Source organism: Hymenobacter sp. FMD4, from assembly GCF_058932745.1.
Genome location: NZ_JBZYWH010000005.1, coordinates 142,004 through 162,744, shown reverse-complemented (window position 1 = coordinate 162,744; position 20,741 = coordinate 142,004). Strand labels below are relative to the sequence as shown.

Genomic DNA, 20,741 nt, shown 5'->3' with positions numbered 1-20,741 from the left:
CATTGCATGTCATTGACCACTCACCCTACCAGCGCTGTTGCCTTGCCCCGACTACCCCTCTCCCACTTTCTGGCCGGCCCCCACGATGCCCCCATCTTTGATGCGCGGGCGCCGCTGGAGTATGCGCAAGGGCACATTCCGGGGGCCGTCAGCTTCCCCATTTTTTCCGACGAGGAGCGGGCCCGCATTGGCACTACTTATAAAAAGGTCAGCCAGGAAAAGGCCGTGCTGCTCGGGTTGGACCTCTTCGGACCGAAGATGAGCCAGATGGTGAAGCAGGCCCAGAAGCTGGCCCCCAACAAGGAGGTGCGGCTGCACTGCTGGCGCGGCGGCATGCGCTCCGGCGCCATGCAGTGGCTGCTGGAGTTGGCTGGCTTTCGGGTGCACCTACTCGATAAAGGCTACAAAGATTACCGCCGTTGGGCGCTGGCCGAGTTTGCCCGCCGGCGGCCACTGCTGGTGCTGGGCGGCCTTACCGGCTCGGGCAAAACCGATGTACTCCAAGAACTGGCCCGGCAAGGCGAGGCTATTATCGACCTGGAAAAACTGGCGCAGCACAAGGGTTCTGCCTTCGGTGCCATTGGCTTGCCACCCCAGCCTACTGCCGAACAATTCGAGAATGACTTGGCCTGGGAACTGCATCAAGTTGCCGCGATGCCGCGCATCTGGGTAGAAGACGAAAGCCGTACAGTGGGCTCGGTACCGGTGCCCGGCCCCCTATTCGAGCAGATGCAACGGGCGCCGCTGGTGGTGCTGGAAATTCCCAAAGCGGTGCGCACCCGCAAGCTGGCCGAAGAGTACTGCCGCCACGAACCCCAACTGCTGCGCGAAGCCATTTCCCGCATCCAACGGAAGCTCGGCGGCTTGTTGGCCAAGGATGCGCTAGCCGCCATCGACGCCGGCGACATGGAGAAGATGGTAGATATTGCCCTCGGCTACTACGATAAGACGTACGGCTACGGCCTGGAAGCACGCCGCGGCACGGTGCCCATGCTACGCCTACCCTCAAATACCTGCGACCCGCAAGTAAATGCCGAGTTGGTGCTGGCGGCCATGCGAAGCACCCCCACTTTTATGTCTCCCTCCATTCCGCATCAGTCCGATGCAGCCTAAGCTCCGCGTTGCGCGCCCAACCTGTAATCTGGAGGCCCTGCTTCCCTTTTACCGCGACGGACTGGGGTTCCAAGTTCTCGGTCAGTTCGAAGACCACGCCGGTTTTGATGGGCTGATGCTGGGACACCCCCAAGCGCCGTATCACCTGGAATTTACCTTCGAACGCGGCCACTCCGCGGGCGGTGCGCCGTCGCCAGAACACTTACTCGTCTTTTATTACCCTAACGCTACCGACTGGCAGCAAGTGGTGCAACGGATGGAAACACATGGCTTCACGCCCGTAGCCGCTCACAATCCTTACTGGGACCAACACGGCCGCACTTTTCAGGACCCCGACGGCTACCGCGTGGTGCTGCAGCAAGCTGCCTGGGAAATTTAGCGCGGCCCGCGGTTGTTTGCTTACCTCCTACCTTCGCTACCTATGAACGCTGATCCGCTCGCCTCTGCCGCTCCGGAAGCCATTCGCCTGACCCAATACAGCCACGGTGCCGGCTGCGGCTGCAAAATCGCCCCGAAAGTGCTGGACCAGATCCTGCACACCACCGTCCCTCAGCCCCACGACGAACGCCTGCTCGTGGGCAATAGCTCCCGTGACGACGCGGCCGTGTACGACTTGGGCACCGGGCAGGCCCTGATCAGCACTACCGATTTCTTCATGCCCATCGTCGACGACGCGTATGACTTCGGGCGCATTGCCTCGGCCAACGCCATTTCGGATGTGTATGCCATGGGCGGCCGACCGGTGCTGGCCATTGCCGTGCTGGGCTGGCCCATCGATAAGCTGGCACCCGAGGTGGCCCGACGCGTAATTGAAGGTAGCCGTAGCATCTGCGCCGAGGCGGGCATTGTGCTGGCCGGTGGCCATAGCATCGATTCACCGGAGCCTATTTTCGGCCTGGCAGTAAACGGCTTAGTAGATATCAATAATCTCAAGCGCAACGATACAGCCACCGAAGGCTGTCTGCTGTATCTGACCAAACCCCTGGGCGTGGGCATGCTCACCACGGCTCAGAAAAAAGGTTTGCTTACCGCGGAAGACGCTCAGCTGGCTCCGCGTCAGATGATGCAGCTCAATAAACTTGGTGAGCCGCTCGGGCGCTTGGCCGAAGTAAAAGCCATGACCGACGTGACGGGCTTTGGCTTGCTTGGCCACTTGGCCGAAGTGGCCGAAGGCAGTGGGCTCACGGCCGAAATTGACTTTAGTCGCGTACCGCGCATCGCCGCGGCCGAAGCTTATCGGCAGCAGAAAGCTATTCCGGGCGGTACGCACCGCAACTGGGATTCATACGGCCACAAGATTGGCGACATCACCGAGGAGCAGCGCCACTGGCTTTGCGACCCCCAAACCTCGGGTGGCCTGCTGGTGTGCGTAACGCCCGAAGGCCGCACGGCCGTGGAAGCGCTGCTACGTGAAGCTGGCTTGGCGGCCGAGCCATTCGGGGAGCTGCGCGCCCGCCGTACCGACGAGCCGTTTATCCTCGTGCGTTAATGCGGCGGTTGCTCTGGCCGCTGGTTCAGCTGGTAGTGGCCGTGGGCGCCCTGAGCATGGGGCTGCAGTGGCTGATGCGCTTGTTTGGCCGGCGCCGTACTGTATTTCAGGTAAACTACTGGCGGGGCGTGTATCTACTGATCTGGCCCCTAGCTAGCTTATCAGTGGGGTTGCCTTTGCTTGGTCCGCTGCTGGCTGGCCGCGCCACGGTGTATGAGGCTGCTTTGTTTGGGCTGTTGGCCCTTACGGTGCTCAGCTTTTCGCTGCCCAGCTTCGTGCTACATGCCCAGTATTACCTGCGCAATCGGCAAGCCAGCGTGCTGTTTGATCCGAAGACCAACTTCTTGGAAGTATACGAAGGCAGCAACCAGCTGCCCTTTCAACGACGCGATGTGACGCGGGTAGAATATCACGTGTGCCGCTCCCCGCGCGCGTTCTGGAGCAGCTATGAGTATCTGCAGCTTTTTCTGGCCGATGGGCGCGTGATTACCATTACCTCGCTGCTGTTGAATCTGGCTCCCTTGGCCGAATTTCTGCGGCATACCAATCTAGAGCGCCACCAGCGCTGGTTTTGCTGGGTTCGATGACATGGCATTGAAACTTTCGACTGGCCCTTATCTTAGTAGGCGTTTCTGTTCGGCCTCCGCTTTCACCGACCTCCTATTGCACTTCATGCGGCGGTTTTTGCTTTGGTGGGTAATGCTTTGGTGTGGGCCTGCGGTTCACGCGCAGGACACTACTGCCGTAAACCAACTGCAACTACGGCTAGCTTCCCTGCCGAACGATACCAGCCGGGTACGCACGCTTAGCCAGCTCTGCTACGCCCTGCACGACACAGCCCCAACGCGTGCCCTGAAGCTGGGGGAAGCAGCGGTGGACCTGGCCCGAAAAATTGAAGACCAGCCCGGCTTGATGCGGGCCTTATTAAACTTGGCCAGCTGCTACGCCAACCTTTCCGACGGCCCGCACGCCTTGGAGCTGCAGCAAGAAGCTCTCACGCTGGCCCGGCAACTTCGCCACCTCGATGGCATCGTGCGCAGCTACGCCGCCATCGGTAGCATTCATCACGAACGACGCGACACCGCCAGTGCGTGGAAAAATTACCGCCAAGCGCTTGCTCACGTGCGCGAACCCGGCGTAAGCGTACGCACACAGCTCATGCTGTACGGCAATCTGGGCGGGCTTTTTTTTTACAAAGGCCAGCATTCCAAGGGGCTCGACTTTACCCGCCAAGCCATGCTACTGGCCCGCCGCACCGGCGACCGGGCCGGCGAGGCCATGTACCTGGGGCACATGGGCACGCATTATCTGCAGCTAGAGCGTTACGATGTGGCCGAGGGCTTGCTTCGCAAGGCTCTGCTGATGAGTTCATCGGCGCAAAATCCCCGTTTTGAAACCAGCCAATTAGAACTGCTAGCCACTGTGCTGCTCCTGCGCGGGCAGTTGGACGAAGCCGAGGAGCTAACCCGCCGGGCACTGCAGCAAGCCCGCCAGATCAGGTTTCAGGAACGCGTGCTTGATGCTTATGACCTGATGGCCAACATCAGCGTGAGCCGCAATGACTACGAGGAGGCCTACAACTGGCGGCAGCTGTACGACGGACTGAACGATACCCTGAATAGCCGCTCGCGCCTAACTACGCTATCAGCCCTCCAAACCCGCTACGAAACGCACGAGAAGGAAAATCAGATTCGGCTGCTCACGCACCGCTCGGAACTGCAGCAGCTTCGCAACCGGGAGCTGTGGGTGGTAGTCGGCACGCTGGTGCTGGGCTTGGTGGGCGTGGGCGGTCTAACGCTAAAGCTGCGCCGCAGCCAGCAGGCATTAGCTACCAACCACGCCGCCCTAGAAAAAGCCAACGCCGAAACCCGGCAGCTGATTGCCAGTAAGGACCGCCTTTACTCCATCGTAGCCCACGACCTGCGCGGCCCGGTCACCTCGTTTATGGGCGTAACCGAGCTCATCGATTTCTACCTGCGCACGGGTGATGAGGCGGGCCTGCGCCGCTTGCCGACCCAGGTACGCCAATCGGCTCATCACCTGAATAGCCTGCTTGACAACTTGTTGAACTGGGCCGTGAGCCAAACTGGCGAGCTGGCTTTTCAGCCCCAACAGCTGGCTGTTGGCCAGTTACTGTGTGATAATATTGAGCAGCATCAGCACGCCGCAGAAGCGCGCCAAATTAAACTAACCGCGACCCAGTCCGAAGGTCTGTGTGCGTGGGCCGATGTGAACATGACGCGCACGATTTTGCGCAACCTCATCGGCAATGCCTTGAAGTTCAGCCCAACTGGTGGCACCATCCGGCTGGCAGCAGCTCTGTCTTCCGACGACAAGACGGTAAAGGTTACGGTGGCCGACAGCGGCTGTGGCATGACGCCCGAACAAATTCAGGCCGTGCTTCATCCGGGCTTGAGTCCTACCCCGCCCGTCGTGGGCCGGGCGCGTTCAGGTACCGGGCTAGGGCTACAGCTCTGCTTGGCCTTTGTGAAGCGGCAGGGCGGCGAACTAACCATTAGCAGCAGCCCGGGCGTGGGAACCACCGTGCAGTTCACCCTGCCGCGGGCTAGAAGCTAAACGTGATGCCGCCGGAAGCGTTTAAACAATCCTTCCGACCTTTGCTTCATGCTACAATTGCACTACCGCGAAGCGGGCCAAGGCCGTCCGCTGGTTATTCTTCACGGCCTGTTTGGCACTCTTGATAACTGGCAAACCCTGGCCCGGCGCTGGTCCGAGCATTTCCGCGTCATTGCGGTGGATTTGCGCAACCACGGCCGCTCACCGCATCACCCTGAGCACAGCTACGAGCTGATGGCGCAAGACGTGCTCGGCTTGTTCGATCAGCTAGGCCTCACTGGCGACGAAGTGACGTTGATGGGCCATAGCATGGGCGGCAAAACCGCCATGCGCCTGGCCCTGAGCTACCCCGAGCGGCTGGCAAAGCTCGTGGTTATTGACATCGCGCCGCGCTTTTCCGATATGAGCCATCAAGATGGCATTCTGGAAGGCCTGAACGCAGTGAACCTGGCAACTCTGGAAAACCGCCAGGAAGCTGACGCCGCCTTGGCGCAGCACATTCGCCAGCCGGGCGTGCGGCAGTTTCTGCTAAAAAACCTTTACCGGCGCGAAGACAATTCCTTTGCCTGGCGCCCGAACCTGACCGCGTTGACGGCCGAAATGGAAGCCATTGGGGCCGAAATCACGGCTGAACAGCCTTTCCTGAAGCCAGCCTTGTTTATTCGCGGCGGGAAATCGGATTACATCAGCACCGAAGACAAGCTCTACGGCATTCCGACGCTGTTCCCCAACTCAGTGGTGGAAACCATACCGGACGCGGGTCACTGGGTACACGCCGAAGCTCCTGATAAAATCTTCGAGCTGATAACTGCCTTTGCTGCCTCATGAGCACCGGCACGCTCTACCTCATTCCTACCGTTCTGGCCGACGATACGGCAGTAGCCGTGCTTCCGGCTCAGGTGCCCGAGCGAGTGGCAGCGCTACGGTATTTCTTGGTGGAAAACGCGCGCACGGCCCGCCGCTTTATCAAGCAAGTGGCCCCCGCGCAGGTAATAGAGGAGCTCCGCATCAGCATCATCGACAAAGACTCTACTGAGGCCCAGGTGCGGGCAGCCCTGCAGCCCGTCTTAAAGGAAGGTCTTGATGTAGGCGTGATGTCCGAAGCCGGTTGTCCGGGCATCGCCGACCCAGGTGCTTTGCTGGCGCGCGAGGCGCACCGATTGGGTGTGCGGGTGGTGCCGTTGGTGGGGCCGTCTTCGTTGCTGCTGGCGCTGATGGGCTCGGGCATGAACGGGCAGAGCTTTGCTTTTCACGGTTACCTGCCCATCGAGCGTGGGAAACGGGTGGCAGCTATCAAGCAACTGGAGCGCAACGCCCAGCAGTTGCACCAAACCCAGCTCTTCATCGAAACACCCTACCGCAACGGGCAGCTAATGGAGGATCTGCTCACAACGCTGCAGCCCATTATGCGCCTGTGCATCGCGGCCAACCTGACGGCTCCGAACGAGTATCTGCGCACTGATACGGTAGCCGGCTGGAAGGGCAAGCTACCGGAGATACACAAGCAGCCCGCAGTGTTTCTGATCGGCGTGTAGTCAGGGCTGACTGTCTTATCACCGTTCGGCTGTTATCCGAAGCAACGCGAAGGACCTTACCAAGCTAGAACTTGTCGTTAAGACGATTGTCGTTCATGCGGGGTAAGGTCCTTCGCGTTGCTCCGGATAACATAATAAACAACGAGTTGTCGGGTGCCTTCCTACTTCATCAGCTGATACACCAGCAACGACATCACGTAGGCCAGGCCGGTCATGTAGGTCATCTGGAGCAGCGGCCAGGTCCACCCTTTGGTTTCGCGGTAGGTAGTGGCCAAGGTGCTCACGCACTGCATGGCAAACACGTAGAACACCAGCAACGAAGCGGCGCGGGCCGGGGTAAAGAAAGGCTGGCCGTTTTCGTCTTTCTCGGCGCGCAGCTTGTCCTGCACCGTGCTCATATCTGCATCCTGCCCTACGCTGTAAATGGTGGAGATGGTGCCCACGAACACTTCCCGAGCAGCAAACGAAGTCAGCAGCGCGATGCTTACTTTCCAGTCGAAGCCCAAAGGGCGCACGGCTGGCTCGATGCTGCGGCCAAACACCCCGGCGTAGGAATTTTCAAGCTTATGAGCTGCTATCAGGTTATCGGTCTGCTCGGAAGTAAGCTGTTGCTGCGAGGCTTCGGTGCGCGCTTTCAGCTCGGCCCGTTGCAGCGCGTCGCCAGGTCCGTAGGAGGCCAGCACCCACAGCAGCACCGAAATAGCCACGATGATTTTACCGGCCTGGAAAATGAAGGCCTTCACCTTTTCCACAATGGTCAGGCCCACGTTTTTCCAACGCGGCCACCGGTACACCGGGAATTCCATGATGAAGAAGCTCCGCTCCTTGGCCCGCAGCAGCGTTTTGAGCACCCAGGCCGAAAGCACCGCCGATACGAAGCCCAGCAGGTACAGTCCCATCAGTACCACCCCCTGCAGGTTGAAGATGCCCAACACTCGCTGATCGGGAACTACCAAAGCCACCAGCACCGTGTACACCGGAATGCGTGCCGAGCACGACATCAGCGGCGTGACGAAGATGGTGATGATGCGGTCTTTCCAGTTCTCAATGGTGCGGGCGCTCATAATAGCCGGCACGGCACAGGCCATACCCGAAATCAAGGGCACCACGCTCTTCCCGTTCAAGCCAAACTTGCGCATGATACGGTCCATCATGAACGTGACCCGGGCCATGTAACCCGACTCCTCCAACACGGCAATGAATGCGAAGAGCAGCGCAATCTGCGGAATGAACATCAGTACCCCGCCCAAGCCGGCCAGAATGCCGTCGGTGAGCAGGTCGATTAAAGGCCCCTCGGCCTGCCCTTTGATCTGACTGCTGATCCAGGCTACACCCTGGTCGAGCATATCCATAGGATATTCGGCCCAGGCGAAAATAGCCTGAAACAGCAGAAACAGAATGCTCAGGAAGATTAGGTAGCCCCAGACGCGGTGGGTAAGCACCCGGTCAATCTTGTTGCTGTACGACTCGTTTTTCTCGGCCCGTGTCACGCGCACCACGTCCAGTAGCAGCTCCGAAATGCGGGCGTAACGGTCGATGGTTTCCTGCGCCTGCAGCGCTACCGAATCAAACTGATACTTCTGCCGCAGTTCGTGGATGTAGACCCGGTCGTCGGCCGAGAGAAACTTCAGCCGCTCGTACTGGTGCGCGTAGTGCAGCGCCAGATAATCGTTGTGCAGGTTGAAGTAGTACCGAATCTGCCGGATCATCGGCAGCAGTTCCTCCGAAGGCTGATAGAACGTCTGAGAAGGTGGCCCCAACTCCTGCGCCATCACAATCTTGAGCGCCGTAACGCCCACGCCCTTGCGAGCATTCATCGGAATGACGGGCACGCCCAACTGCTGCTGCAGCTCCGCCACGTCGATTTGCACGCCGTGCTGCTCAGCGGTGTCCATCATATTGAGGGCAAACACCATCGGCAGCTGCAAATCGGCTAGCTGCGTGAACAGCAAGAGGTTGCGCTTCAAGTTGGAAGCGTCGGCCGTCACCACCACGTAATCGGGATATTCGCTGGAGCCTTTGTCGTAGAGCAGGTCGGTGATGACCTTTTCATCGAGGCTCTTGGGGTACAGCGAGTAAGTGCCAGGCAAGTCGATAATACTGGCCCGGTGGTGAGACGTAAGCTGCGTTACGCCGGTTTTGCGGTCCACCGTCACGCCGGGGAAGTTGCCGACTTTCTGGTTTAAACCCGTCAGCTGGTTAAACAGCGAGGACTTACCCGAATTGGGATTGCCGATGAGGGCAATGCGCGTGTGCCGATCGGACGCCTGCGGGCCCAGACCTGCGGCTACGGCCGCTTGCTGATCCTGTACCGGATCAGGTATCAATACCACCTCACTTGCCATCCACCGCGGCGTTAGTCTTTAAGCATGATCGTTGCTGCTTCGCTCACCCGCAACGACAGCGTGTATTCGCCATCGACGTGCAGGGTAATTGGGCAGCCCAACGGCGCACGGCCGCTTAGCGTCACCTGCGTGCCCGGGATACAACCCATTTCCAGAAGCTTGAGTGCCATTTCGGGGTCTTTCAAGCAGCAGATAGTACCCGATTCGCCCATACGCAGATCTTTGACGCTGCGGGGCGTGGTGGCAGTAGCAACGGACAAGGTAGGCACGGGCGGGGAGGATTATTTAGACAAGCTATAAACAAAGGTACGTCCCGCAAAGGTTTCCGCCAAAACAGAAGGATTTCAGACTAAGCCGCGTAGCACTTAGCAGCGTCCGAATTGCACTCTTATAAATATTCTAAGTAGGCTTGCAGAACACGAGTAAACTGCTTGTATTTTTGGCATATAATCCACCGCTTATGCTCAGACGCCTACTCTTTTTCGTTGCGCTAGGTTGGTTGCTTCCTCAGTTGGTCAGTGCGCAGGATAACCGCATTACGGGCCGTGTGGTCGACACCAAGACTAAGGAGCCCATCCCATTTGCCTCTATCGGCCTCAAAGAAGAACAAACCGGTGCTCTCACCAACGAGTACGGTTTCTTCCAGATGGCTCAACCAGAGAAGAGCGCCCAAGACTCATTGATCGTACAGGCGCTTGGCTACATCCGCAAAGCTGTAGCCGTGAAACGCGGCGCCAAGCTGGAAGACCTCATCATCGAGGTTGAAAAGCGTAACATCGTGCTGAAAGACGTGAACGTGGTGGCCAAAAAGGCCGTGGCCAAGGACATGGGCGCCAGCTCGAACAACCCCGGTGAGGGCATGATCCAAGGCATGCCCGGCAGCCAGTACGCCTTCTTCGTGAAAAACGAGAAGGGCAAGAAGCTGGGCATGATCCGCACGGTATCGTTCTACATCGGGGAACACGGCTTCCCGAAGGAGCCGTTCCGCGTCCGGATCTACAAAAACGATGGTGACTACAACGCCCCCAACACTGACTTGCTCACCGAGAACGTAGTGGTTTCGGCTCCGGGCGGTGGTTCCTGGTTTACCATCGACATGACGCCCTACAACATCATGGCGCCGGACGAGGGATTCTTCGTGGCCATGGAATGGATTGTGTCGGGTGACAAGTTCTACACCACCAACTTCATGGACAACTACACCCCGTACGGGCAGATCATGAAGCCGACCTTCGAATTCAAAGAAAGCCGCACCTGGACTTACTCCATGGGCAAAGGCTGGAGCTTGATTACCATGTCGAACGGCACCGGTCTGCGCTACAACGCCATGATCAAGGCCGAAGTAGATATCTACAAGTAATACTGGGTGACAGCAGATGAAGTGACAGGTAACACGTCACTAACCCATCAACACCAAGCCTCAAAGCAAAGCCCGGCCGTGAACACGGCCGGGCTTTGCTTTGAGGCTTGATTTGTCTGGTCAGACTTGAGGCAAGCCCTCTTCCTATCACCTGTTACTCCGCCACGAATACGCGCTTTACCCGCTCGCTCACGTTGGTGAGCAGTTCGTAAGGAATGGTACCGATGCGTGCGGCCAGTTCCGTAAGGGGCAGTTCCGGTCCGAAGATTACGGCCGTGTCGCCTTCCTGCACGTCGGGTACGCCCGTGACATCCACCATGCACATATCCATGCACACGTTGCCGATGATGGGTGCCCGGTGGCCGCGGATAACCACCTCCCCTACCCCTCGGGAAAAGCGGCGGTCGTAGCCATCGGCATACCCAATGGCCAGAGTGGCAATGCGCCGTTCGTGGTCGGCGGCTTCACCACGGCGACCGTAACCTACTGTTTCACCTGCAGCCAAGTGCTTGAGCTGCGAAACGGTGGTACGTAAGGTGCTGACGGGCTGCAGGGCCGTAGGCTCCAGGCCTGCGGCTTCTACTCCGTAGAGCCCGATGCCGAGCCGTACCATATCGAGCTGCGCCGTGGGGAAGCGCATGATGCCAGGCGAGTTCAGTGCGTGCTTGATAACGGTGTAGCCAAGCTCTTCTTCCAGCCGGGTAGCCATACGCCGGAACGACTCGAGTTGGCGCTGAGAGAAGCTGTTATGCTGCTCTTCATCGGCGCCCGCCAGGTGCGTCAGTGCGCTGGCAACGCGTAAGGTGCCGGCCTGCTCGCGCAGCAACGGCAGCAGCTGATCAAGGTCGGCTTCATCGAAACCGAGGCGGCGCATGCCGGTGTCCAGCTTTAGGTGAACGGGCGGCAGCGGCCCATCGATGGCGGCCTGCAAGTACTCGCGCAGGCGAGCGAAGGAGTAGATTTCGGGCTCTAGGTGATACTGGCGGAGCAGGGCGAAAGAATCCGGCGACGGATTCATCACCATTATCGGCAGTGAGATACCATGCTCGCGCAGTTGCACGCCTTCGTCGGTGTAGGCTACGGCGAGGTAATCGACGCGGTGAAACTCCAGCAGATTCGCCACTTCGTACGAACCGCTGCCGTAGGCGAAGGCCTTCACCATTACCATCAGGCGCGTACCGGGCTGCAGGCGGGCGCGGTAATAGTTGAGGTTGTGCACCAGCGCATCAAGGTTGACTTCGAGCACCGTGCCGTGGATTTTGCGCTGGAAGGCTGCTACTACTCGCTCGAAGCCGAAGCGGCGGGCGCCCTTCACCAGGATGGTTTCGTGTCGGAAATGGTCGGGGTGAAACCAGTGCAGCAGGTCAGCGGTGTCAGTGAAAAATTGGCTATCGGCTACGGCAGCCCGCAGCACTGCCTGGTGCGCGGCTATTTCAGGACCTGCGGCCAGCAGCCGCTCCACGCCGTGCTGGGCGGCGAGCCGGGCTACGCGCTGGTAAAGCTCGGTAGCGGGCAAACCCGATTCCAGCAGGTCGGATAAGATAAGCGTGCGGCGGCCTCGACGCGGCTGACGGCGCAGGGCATCCAGGGCCAGGTCGAGGCCGGCCAAGTCGTTGTTATAGGTATCGTCGAGAACATAGCAGTCGTGGATAGCCTGCTTCATTTCCAGACGCATGGCCACGGGCTGCAGACGCAGCAAGCGGCGCTGCAGCTCGGCTGCGGGCAGCCCACGCCACAATAGCACCGTTAAGCAATGGAGGGCGTTTTCGACCGACGGCTCGTCGGCAAAAGGCAAGGTAAACGGATGCGTTTCGCCTCCGAACTGCACGTGAGCCAGTGTCTGCTCCGGGTCGGCCCCAGCCTCGATTTGCACGTGTACCTGCGCCTCGGCAGCAGCTTGGCGCGACCAGGTAAAGCACTGCACCGAGGCGGGCAAAGCGCCCGCAGCGGCGTGCACATCGACGTGGTCACGGCAGTAGAACAAGGTGTCTACCCCGCGAAATAAATGCATCTTTTCGACTGCCTTATCAGTTCGCGAGGCAAAGCCGGCGTCATGGGCTGAGCCCAGATTGGTAAACAAACCCAGCGTAGGTTGAATCACCTGCGCCAAGCGCGGCATCTCGCCGCGCTCCGAAATACCTGCTTCGAAAATACCCAGGGTATGCGCCGGCCGCAGTTCCCACACCGACAGCGGTACGCCTACCTGCGAATTGTAGCTGCGCGGCGAGCGGCAGATCAGCTCATCGGGGCTGAGCAGCTGCGCCAGCCATTCCTTCACGATTGTTTTGCCGTTGGATCCTGTAATAGCTAGTACCGGCAGCTCAAACTGCGCCCGGTGCTGCGCCGCCACGGCTTGCAAAGCCTCCAAGCAGTCAGCTACCAGCACGAAGCCCGCGTCTGGGTAAGCCACCAAGGCGCCAGGCACCAATTCCGCACTTTCGACCAGAAACAGCCGCACGCCGCGCTGGTACAGCTCGGGCAAGAACTGGTGGCCGTCGTGGTGGGGGCCGCGCAGAGCGACGAACAGCGTGCCGGCGGCCTGCGCCATGCGGCGGCTATCCAGCAGCAAATGCAGAATGGGCGTAGCGGACTCGGCTGGCACCTGCAATAGTTGGCCGCCCGTCAGCCCTGGCAAATCAGAAAACAAGAGCATCACGCAGCAAAGGTAGACCGCAGATTCCGGCCGGTTTCGCTGGTGATGTTGAATTAAGCACGGCGGAGAGCAGTGCTGTTGCTTCGTCGAATCGTTGGCACCGAGGCTATTGCCATTAACGTAAGGCGCTGCCAATGACACAGCTTGAGCGGGAAAAACCAATCCATCCTTCGGATTCTGAAAATCAACCGGTTATCTTTGCAGCCTTTTTCGCTGTCCTACTACTTTAGGACTTAGCTCTATTTGCTTGAAACCCTCCCGCTTTCATACCGCGGCCCTTTCGGCCTATCTCATTTGGGGCTTTTTCCCCATTCCGCTACGCTGGCTGGCGGGCTACGCCAGCGGCCAGATCTTGTACTTCCGCGTCTTGCTGGCCCTGCTTTTGTTAGCGGGCGTGCTGCTGATCGGCCGCCGCTCGGCGCTGCGTCTTACCTGGGAACAGTATCGGACGGCGGTACCCGCCGAGCGTCGCCGCGTGCTTGGCCTCACGGCGTTCGGCGGCATGCTACTGACGCTCAACTGGCTGCTGTTCATTTACGTGGTCAATCACGTGAGCGTGCAAGCGGGCTCCTTCGCCTACCTGCTCTGCCCCATCCTAACGGCGCTGCTGGGCTGGGCCCTGCTCGGCGAACGGCTGCGCCCGGTACAAGGCGCCGCTATTGCCTTGAGCCTGATCAGTTGCGGCCTACTGGCCACGGGTGCCTGGCAAACGGTAGGCATGAGCCTATTGGTGGCCATGAGCTACGCCAGTTACCTCATCACCCAGCGGGTGCTGCGCCACTACGATAAGCTGGTGCTGCTGGGCTTGCAGCTGCTGCTGGCAACGGCCGTATTGGTGCCCCTGGCCGGCCCGCTCGGCGCTGACCCAGCTGCGGGCTTTGCCGACAGCAAGCTGCTTTTGGTAGTGGGCTTGCTGAGCGCCGTGTTTACGGTGCTGCCACTTTTTCTGAATCTGTACGCCTTGGGTGGCCTTTCGTCGGGCACCGTTGGCATTCTGATGTACCTGAACCCGCTAGTGAGCTTTGCGCTGGCTTTTGTGTACTTCGGCGAGTCAGCCTCAGCCAATCAGGTCATTGCTTACGGCCTCATCATCTTATCGGTACTGCTGTATAACTGGCCGGCCAGAGCCCGAACGCAACTGCCAACGGAGGAAGCCCCGCTGGCCACGCCCAAGCAGCAAGTAGCATAAACCACGAAGGCCCCGGCAGTAATCTGCCGGGGCCTTCGTCATATAAACACTTAGGGCTAGTCTAGAATCCTATTCCGATCCGTACACTCTGCTCCAGCCTACGACCCGATTGCAGAGCCGTGAAATAATCCACGCGGAGCAGTTTAAAGATGTGCTCGACACCGACGCCGAGCTCCATATAATGGCCGGCAGCCGCTGTCCGCAGGTAGTTCACAGTGCCCACTTCCTGCCACTTAAGGCGGCGCATCACCGGGATTTTGTTTAGGAAGAAGCCGTTGAAGTGGTGGTCGAAATGAGCTTCCACGAAGGCACGCCGGGTGCTGTAACGGTAGTAGTCGAGCAGTTGAAAACGCGAGAAATCGGCGGCGAAGCGCGTGAGGTTACCCGAGAAGTGGCGGTAGTCCATCAGGGCTAGCTCTGGCTTTCCAAGGAAGCCACCGGCGTTTACGTAGTAGTTGCTGGTGCCGAGCAGGCCAAACTGTACCGATTGGCGAATGCCCGCCTCCAGCAACGTGTAGCGCACATCGGAGCTGGGCGCGTTCCAGCCTTGCCGCCACGTAAGGCGGAACGTGGGGTAACGCGAGCCAAGATTCACCTTGCCCGTGGGACGGGTGAAGTAGCGGCGGCCCGGCTGGTAGCTCAGCCACAGCTCGGTGCTCAGGGCTCGGCTGCGGCCAAAGCTGCTGCCATCGGGTAGCTCTGCTACTACCGGGTCGTTGGGCGTGAAAGCGCGGCCCGGAATGTCGGTAATGAGGTCGATGGTAGAATTCTGCAGCTCGCGGCGGTCAAAGTAGCTTACGGCACCACGCATGTCCAAGCCGTTGGTTACCTCGGCCAGATAACCGACTTCTGCGCCGCGGCGCTGGTAATACTTGGCGAAGTTACGGTTACGAAACAGCGTGTACGAGGTGTTGATGGCCGGTGTGAGCTGGCTGTTCGGGTCAAAATTCTCCACCGTGCGGCCTACCTGCACTTGCAGACGCGCTGTGCGCATGGCGTTGTGCTGCCAGTTTATTTCTACCGACGGGCTGAAGAGCTTGGCGTCGGTGCCGTAACGCAGCGAGGGCGTGAGCCAGAAGCGGCGGCGGTCGTCGGTGTAGCGCGAATAAGTGAATTGTGGATTGATGATGGTGCCCTCCACGGTGCTGTACTGCAGAATCTGGAAGACCGGCGCCACGTAGTACTGCTGTTTGCGGTGCGAATCGTTGTAGGTATAGCCCGTCAGCAGGAAGGCCTGCCACTCAAACTTATTCCGCAACCGATCCAGCGAGTCCTGGTAAGGCTTGGAATTGCGAATGACTTCGGTGCTGTCCTTCACGCGGTAATCCTTGATTTCCTCGTCGGTGAGCGGCACGGGCCGAATTTCGGCCCAATAAGCACTGTCCCGCTCGTTGGCGCCCTTTTCCACGCGCAGTAGTTCACCGGTGCCCAGTTTCTCTACTTCTAGTAGGTCGCCGCGGCGAGCCGCCGAATCAACGGCCACTTTGGCGGTACGGCGGCTCTGGCGGCGCACTTGGCGCGAGGCTTCGCGCACGGCGGGGCGCTCCTGTTTGGCTTCGGCCACGGTCTCGGCGTGTACTGGCTCGTTTGAGGCTACGGGCGCTGGTGCCGTGGGCACGGGGCGACTGGCGTACGTTGGCGTGACGCGGTGCCCCGAAAATACCACGTTCAGAAAGGCATTGCCCTTAAAGCCAAACGCCGAGATATTAGCCGTTAGAGCCTGGGACTGTAGAATCCAGACGTGCGGGGCGCTAGGGGCCGGAGCGTATTGCTGATCGATGCGCACGTCGTCGATGTAGTCTAGCTGGGCGTCTTTATTCAGCGTCAGGGCCACCGAATGCAGGCGCCACGTACCATCCACAACGTAGATATGACCGGAAAAAACCGGGTCGGTGCGGCGGCGCGGAATCACGCGGATCTTGTGGATCATATTGCCCCCCTGCTGGGTGGTGCCCTCCAGCACGTACTGGTAGAACAGAAAGGCATTGGGCGCGATGGGCGACACAAAGCCCCGCTCCGAAAATACTTTCAGCACCGGCTTGTAGAAGTTGATACCGCGGCCCGCCCCGGCGCGGTTCAGGCTGAAAGCTTTGGCATCGCCGCTCACGCGGGATGAAATCATGCGCTCCTTTACCACGTTGGGCTGCCGAAACGCCACTTCCGATACCGATTCTGACAAGTAAATAATGCCCGGCTTCAGATCGGGGCCGACTTTGAACATACCCAGTACGCGGTTGGGCACATCTTTCAGCCGCGCCAGCGCCTTCACGTAGGTCTTGGCCGTAAAGGCTGCCACTTCGCGCTGGTGATAGTTGCGCCAGTCCATGGCGTGCTGCACGATGGCGTAGGCAGGGTCGCGGTCTTTGGCGCGCACCACCACTTCGCGCAGCTGGTAGTTGTCGGGGGTGAGCGTTACGTTTAGCACAGTGGCCGTGTCGCCGCCGGCGATGTGCACCTGCTCGATGAGCGGCTTGAAGCCCACGTACTGAAACACGACTTCGTACTGGCCGGCCTTGAGGAAGAGCTGATAATTGCCTTGCTCGTTGGAAGCAGTATTGGTAGTGGTGCCTTTCACAGCCACGTTGGCAAAGCCCAGCGGCTGCCCTTTTGGGTCACTGATGCGGCCGCGGAGCACGCCCGCGCGGAGCCCTGCAGGCAGCAACACCACCAATAGCAGACACAAGCAACGAAGTAGATAATGGCTCATAGTAGACAGCTTAGCACCGGGCAAGTTACTGCTAAGATCAGCAGACCTGTCAACGCGTTGCCCAGGCCTCAAACTTTTCCTGCTAGCTGCGTATCGCCTCCCCTTCCATTAGATCGGGCTCAGGCGTAGGGGCCGGGCTACGGCGGGCCTGCCGGGACAGGTACCAGGCATTCAGGAACACGCCCAGTAGCACCAGCCCCATGCCCGCGTAAGCCCCCGGCGGAAATGCCTCACCGAAGAATATAAAGCCGAAGGCTAGGGCGTACAAGATGCCGATGTAGTTCAGGTTGGCGACGCTGGACAGGCGTTCGGCCTGGTAGGCTTTGGTCATGAATACTTGAGCGCCCTGCGTGAGCAGGCCCGTCAGCCCCAGCCAAAGCCAGTCCAGCCCTTGCGGCGTCTGCCAGTGAAAAAAGCTGTAGATGGCCGATATCGGCAAGGCAACCATCGGGAAGTAAAATACCACAACCAACGGATGCTCTTTGCCTTTGAGCTTGCGGATAGAATTGTAGCTAAAGCCCGAAAACACCGCCGATAACACCCCCAGCGCCAGCCACAGCGGCTCGACGCGGGTGTCCACGCCTTCGGCCCAGATGACTCCGGCGAAGGACAGCAAGAAAAACAGCCACTGCCAAGGCTTCACTTCTTCTTTCACCACGAAGATGCCAATGATGGCCGTGAAGATGGGTGCCAAGTACTGAATGGTGACGGCCGTGGCTAGCGGCATGCGCTGCAGCGTGAAGAAATACAACATCAGAGCTAGGGCCCCGGTGGTACCGCGCGCGATGAGAAAAAAGTGGTTGGAACCCCAGGGCCGAATGCCCAGAGCCCGCAGCGAGATATAACTCAGCGCCACCGACATAGCCGACCGAAACAGGATTATCTCCATAGCCGGTAAGTGTTTCAGTAGCTTCACGCACACGTTCATCAGCGCGAAGCAGAACGTGGAAATGAGCATGTAGCGGGCGCCGCGGCTCAATAGCATAAGATCAGGAAAAGGCCCAACGCAGGCAAAGGTCGCAACATTGGGCGGGGCTTCCCGTGGCAGGTATTAAACGCATATTAATTACTTCATATAGTGTGAAATGTGAGGATAGCATACTACCTTGCCCCCTAGCTGAATCGAAGAACCATTCCTAGATTATTTGGTTTCGTTTTTGGATTCAACTTGTTTATGTGAGCGAACAGCCGCCGCCTTCTGGGCGGCGGCTGTTTTTTTGGCTAGTTCGTTTTGACTCGACAGCTTACGGTAGTCGGTCAGTACCTCACCGACCCGATCTGCGTAAACAGCCCAGCGGCTCGGCCGCCCTTTTTTCGCTTGTTGCATGGAAGACGCCTCGCGCAAACGCAAGACCTACACGCCGGGCGAGGCCCTGCAAAAGATTGCCGCATACTGCGCCTACCAGGAACGCAGCCACCGCGAGGTGGAAGAGAAATTGCGCAGCTACGGCCTCGACGAAGACGATGCCGGCGAAATCATGATTCGGCTGGTGCGCGAGAAACTGCTGGATGAAGAGCGTTTCGCCAAAAGCTTTGTGCGCGGCAAGTACCGCCTCAAGAAGTGGGGCCGCCGCCGCATCCGGATGGAGCTCAAGGCCCGCGGCATCTCAGAGTATTGCATCAAGGCTGGCATGAACGAAGTGGACGGCGATGAGTACTACCAGAACCTGTGCGAGCTGCTGGAAAAGAAAAACGCTCTGGAGAAGGAAAGCAATCCGCACAAGCGCCGGCAAAAGCTGATGACCTACGCCATCCAAAAGGGCTACGAATCCGATCTAATTCAGGATGCGCTAGGGGAAGTGCTGGGCACCGCGCGGTAGACCGCTCGGCCCGGGTGCCGACGCGGAGCCAGCTCCGCCGTATACCGGTTAAGTTTCGCTGTTTCATTGGCAGCCAATGCAGCTTCTTAACCTTTAAGTACTACCTATGGCCAAGCTCCGCAAAAAAGCGCTTAAAACCCTCCGTAAAGAAGTTCGACGTCTGCTCCGCAAAGATGGGCCGGAAGTAATCATCGGCATTATCACAGGCCTCGTGACTAACTTGGTTACCGATTCTGCGAATCGGAGAAAGAAAAGCAAGCAAGCCAAAAAGCTACAACTGAAACGTAAATAACCCGGGCTAGCGCAACACATATGCCGCTTACTGCCGGCGCGCCGGCAGCTGCGGCGCCGTCTGGGGTACCAGCACCACGCGGCGGCCGGTCAGGGTTTCGAGCATGGGGCGCAGGATTTGCTCGGCGTTCTGCTGCGTCTGAGCCAAGATGCCCGACTGCAGGGCAGCGCGACGCACGTTTTGCTCCGCGTACTTGTAACCCTGGTCGACCAGCTCGGCGTCCTGAAAAAAGGAATTTTCGGTGCTGTACACGCGGCTGCGGCTGTGGTCGATGCGCCAGGTGCACAGCTCGGCCGGTGGCAGCGCGATGCGCACCACGGAGTCGCCTTCGAATACCACGTCGAGGGGGCGCACCTTGCGCAGGTCCAGGCACCCTACAGCTTCGCCGGCCACGATGAGTGCCACTTTGGCGTCGGGCAGGAAGCGGGCGGTGCTTTTGCGGTATTCCACCACATCCTTAAACTGGTAGCGCACCAGTTCCAGCTTGCCCAGGCCTTCTATTTTTTCCAGCACGGTGTTGTGCGTGACGGTGATGCGCGGCTCGGCCGGCAGCGGGTCCATATCCGCAAGTGAGGCAGCCACTTTCTTCCACAGAAACCACCCCAACGCCACCAAAAACAACAACGGCAACAGGCGCCGTACCAGACGAATCAAAGGCATTCGCAATACAAATTTAGGCGGTCAACTACGGGCTATACGGGCCCCGGCGGCACGGCGCCGAACCGCTGAGCAAAGCCGGCCCAGCCCTGCAGCCCGCCGGTATGCACCGCCACCACTGTGCTACCAGCCGCAAAATAGCCGGTCTCCAGAAGCTGCAGAACGCCCGCCAGCAGCTTGCCAGTATACACCGGGTCGAGCACCACGCCGTGGCGCTGGTAGAACGCCTGAATGAAGGCCAGCAGCTCCGCGGAATAGCGGGCATAGCCGCCAAAATGCGCTTGCGTGTGCAGGTACCAATTGGAGTAGCGCTGCCCAGTCGCTGCCATGGTCAGCGCATCAATGTCTTGACGCAGGAAGTCCGCTCCTTTCAGGGTGGCCACACCCACGGCTTGCCGCCGGCCCTGCAGGCCTGTGAGCAGCCCAGCCAGCGTACCGCCGGTGCCGCAAGCCACAGCTACGGCGTCGAAAGCTTCGCCAGCGGCATCCAACTCTTCGACGAGTTCGGCGCAGCCGCGCAGGGCCAGGGTATTTGAACCGCCTTCGGGCACTATGTAAGCTAGTCCTAATTCGGCTTGCAACTCCGCCAACCAATCCGGCTCGGCGCGCAGCCGGTAGGCCTCGCGGCTGACGAAATGCAGCTGCATTCCCGCCTGCCGGCAACGCAGCAGCGTCGGGCTAAGGGTATCGGCTGCTTCGCCTCGCACTACGCCAATGGCTCGGAAGCCATATAGCTCCCCGGCGGCTGCCACGGCGGCCAGATGATTGGAGTAAGCTCCACCGAAAGTGAGCAAAGCTTGTCGACCCTGGCTACGGGCTTCAAGCAGGTTGTACTTGAGCTTGCGCCACTTGTTGCCGGGCAGGGCCGGGTGGTGCAGGTCGTCGCGCAGCAGGCGCAGGCGCACCCCGCACCGCTCGGCCAAGGGCTCGGGCAGATCCAGTAGAATAGGCGGGGCGCTTGAGCTTGCCAGCATTTGGAACTTGGTTAAAAGAGCGGTGCCACG

General features: G+C 59.4%; 19 protein-coding genes. 11 read left to right on the top strand and 8 right to left on the bottom strand.

The annotated features are described in order from the left end of the window. Window positions 1-42 precede the first annotated feature (42 nt). From mnmH to AC5FXY_RS07435, 7 genes are all read left to right on the top strand, one after another. A complete protein-coding gene (gene mnmH, locus AC5FXY_RS07465; protein WP_493556026.1) occupies window positions 43-1,113 on the top strand; it encodes a tRNA 2-selenouridine(34) synthase MnmH in 1,071 nt (356 codons plus the stop codon). Next, window positions 1,103-1,492, top strand: a complete 390-nt coding sequence (locus AC5FXY_RS07460) for a VOC family protein (RefSeq protein ID WP_493556025.1) — start codon at window positions 1,103-1,105, stop codon at window positions 1,490-1,492. Before mnmH ends, AC5FXY_RS07460 begins: the two co-directional genes overlap by 11 nt. Window positions 1,493-1,534: 42 nt before the next feature. Further along, window positions 1,535-2,602, top strand: a complete 1,068-nt coding sequence (gene selD / locus AC5FXY_RS07455; RefSeq protein ID WP_493556024.1) for a selenide, water dikinase SelD — start codon at window positions 1,535-1,537, stop codon at window positions 2,600-2,602. Next, a complete protein-coding gene (locus AC5FXY_RS07450) occupies window positions 2,602-3,189 on the top strand; it encodes a PH domain-containing protein (protein ID WP_493556023.1) in 588 nt (195 codons plus the stop codon). Before selD ends, AC5FXY_RS07450 begins: the two co-directional genes overlap by 1 nt. 85 nt (window positions 3,190-3,274) lie before the next feature. Next, complete coding sequence (locus AC5FXY_RS07445) at window positions 3,275-5,179, top strand: ATP-binding protein (protein ID WP_493556022.1); 1,905 nt, start codon at window positions 3,275-3,277, stop codon at window positions 5,177-5,179. A gap of 48 nt (window positions 5,180-5,227) precedes the next feature. After that, window positions 5,228-6,007 carry an alpha/beta fold hydrolase gene (locus AC5FXY_RS07440; protein ID WP_493556021.1) on the top strand — a complete coding sequence of 260 codons (780 nt, stop codon included), beginning with the start codon at window positions 5,228-5,230 and terminating at the stop codon, window positions 6,005-6,007. Further along, window positions 6,004-6,714: an SAM-dependent methyltransferase gene (locus AC5FXY_RS07435; protein ID WP_493556020.1), complete on the top strand. Its 711-nt coding sequence runs from the start codon at window positions 6,004-6,006 to the stop codon at window positions 6,712-6,714. The genes AC5FXY_RS07440 and AC5FXY_RS07435 overlap by 4 nt, the downstream gene beginning before the upstream one ends. Before the next feature lie 161 nt (window positions 6,715-6,875). Here AC5FXY_RS07435 and feoB read toward each other — a convergent pair whose 3' ends face one another. Both feoB and AC5FXY_RS07425 read right to left on the bottom strand, forming a co-directional pair. Next, complete coding sequence (gene feoB, locus AC5FXY_RS07430) at window positions 6,876-9,059, bottom strand: ferrous iron transport protein B (RefSeq protein WP_493556019.1); 2,184 nt, start codon at window positions 9,057-9,059, stop codon at window positions 6,876-6,878. A gap of 11 nt (window positions 9,060-9,070) precedes the next feature. Continuing rightward, window positions 9,071-9,328 carry a FeoA family protein gene (locus tag AC5FXY_RS07425; protein WP_493556018.1) on the bottom strand — a complete coding sequence of 86 codons (258 nt, stop codon included), beginning with the start codon at window positions 9,326-9,328 and terminating at the stop codon, window positions 9,071-9,073. A 191-nt stretch (window positions 9,329-9,519) separates the two neighbouring features. Between AC5FXY_RS07425 and AC5FXY_RS07420 the strand changes: the two genes are divergently transcribed. Continuing rightward, entirely contained in the window at window positions 9,520-10,419 is a 900-nt protein-coding gene (locus tag AC5FXY_RS07420; protein ID WP_493556017.1) for a carboxypeptidase-like regulatory domain-containing protein, read from the top strand. A gap of 154 nt (window positions 10,420-10,573) precedes the next feature. On the opposite strand, the gene AC5FXY_RS07415 is transcribed toward AC5FXY_RS07420, so the two are convergent. Continuing rightward, window positions 10,574-13,072 carry a bifunctional UDP-N-acetylmuramoyl-tripeptide:D-alanyl-D-alanine ligase/alanine racemase gene (locus AC5FXY_RS07415; protein WP_493556106.1) on the bottom strand — a complete coding sequence of 833 codons (2,499 nt, stop codon included), beginning with the start codon at window positions 13,070-13,072 and terminating at the stop codon, window positions 10,574-10,576. 247 nt (window positions 13,073-13,319) lie between these two features. Here AC5FXY_RS07415 and AC5FXY_RS07410 point away from each other — a divergent pair, with 247 nt between their 5' ends. Continuing rightward, window positions 13,320-14,261: an EamA family transporter gene (locus AC5FXY_RS07410; RefSeq protein ID WP_493556016.1), complete on the top strand. Its 942-nt coding sequence runs from the start codon at window positions 13,320-13,322 to the stop codon at window positions 14,259-14,261. Between the two features lie 61 nt (window positions 14,262-14,322). Here the strand turns inward: AC5FXY_RS07410 and AC5FXY_RS07405 are convergent, their stop codons facing one another. From AC5FXY_RS07405 to AC5FXY_RS07395, 3 genes are all read right to left on the bottom strand, one after another. Then, on the bottom strand, window positions 14,323-16,968 hold the full coding sequence (locus AC5FXY_RS07405; protein ID WP_493556015.1) for a DUF5686 and carboxypeptidase regulatory-like domain-containing protein: 2,646 nt from the start codon (window positions 16,966-16,968) through the stop codon (window positions 14,323-14,325). 82 nt (window positions 16,969-17,050) lie between these two features. Next, entirely contained in the window at window positions 17,051-17,953 is a 903-nt protein-coding gene (locus AC5FXY_RS07400; protein WP_493556014.1) for a DMT family transporter, read from the bottom strand. Window positions 17,954-18,109: 156 nt separating this feature from the next. Further along, window positions 18,110-18,295, bottom strand: a complete 186-nt coding sequence (locus AC5FXY_RS07395) for a hypothetical protein (protein WP_493556013.1) — start codon at window positions 18,293-18,295, stop codon at window positions 18,110-18,112. On the opposite strand from AC5FXY_RS07395, the gene AC5FXY_RS07390 reads away from it, so the two are divergent. Both AC5FXY_RS07390 and AC5FXY_RS07385 read left to right on the top strand, forming a co-directional pair. Next, window positions 18,294-18,788, top strand: coding sequence for a regulatory protein RecX (locus AC5FXY_RS07390; protein WP_493556012.1), 495 nt, complete (start codon window positions 18,294-18,296; stop codon window positions 18,786-18,788). The two genes, AC5FXY_RS07395 and AC5FXY_RS07390, sit on opposite strands and share 2 nt — an antisense overlap. A 106-nt stretch (window positions 18,789-18,894) precedes the next feature. Then, on the top strand, window positions 18,895-19,080 hold the full coding sequence (locus tag AC5FXY_RS07385) for a hypothetical protein (RefSeq protein ID WP_493556011.1): 186 nt from the start codon (window positions 18,895-18,897) through the stop codon (window positions 19,078-19,080). Window positions 19,081-19,107: 27 nt separating this feature from the next. Here AC5FXY_RS07385 and AC5FXY_RS07380 read toward each other — a convergent pair whose 3' ends face one another. Then, the gene (locus AC5FXY_RS07380; protein WP_493556010.1) at window positions 19,108-19,740 is read right to left on the bottom strand and encodes a DUF4230 domain-containing protein; all 633 of its coding nucleotides are present in this window, start codon (window positions 19,738-19,740) and stop codon (window positions 19,108-19,110) included. A 32-nt stretch (window positions 19,741-19,772) separates the two neighbouring features. Continuing rightward, on the bottom strand, window positions 19,773-20,711 hold the full coding sequence (locus tag AC5FXY_RS07375; protein WP_493556009.1) for a 1-aminocyclopropane-1-carboxylate deaminase/D-cysteine desulfhydrase: 939 nt from the start codon (window positions 20,709-20,711) through the stop codon (window positions 19,773-19,775). Window positions 20,712-20,741 lie beyond the last annotated feature (30 nt).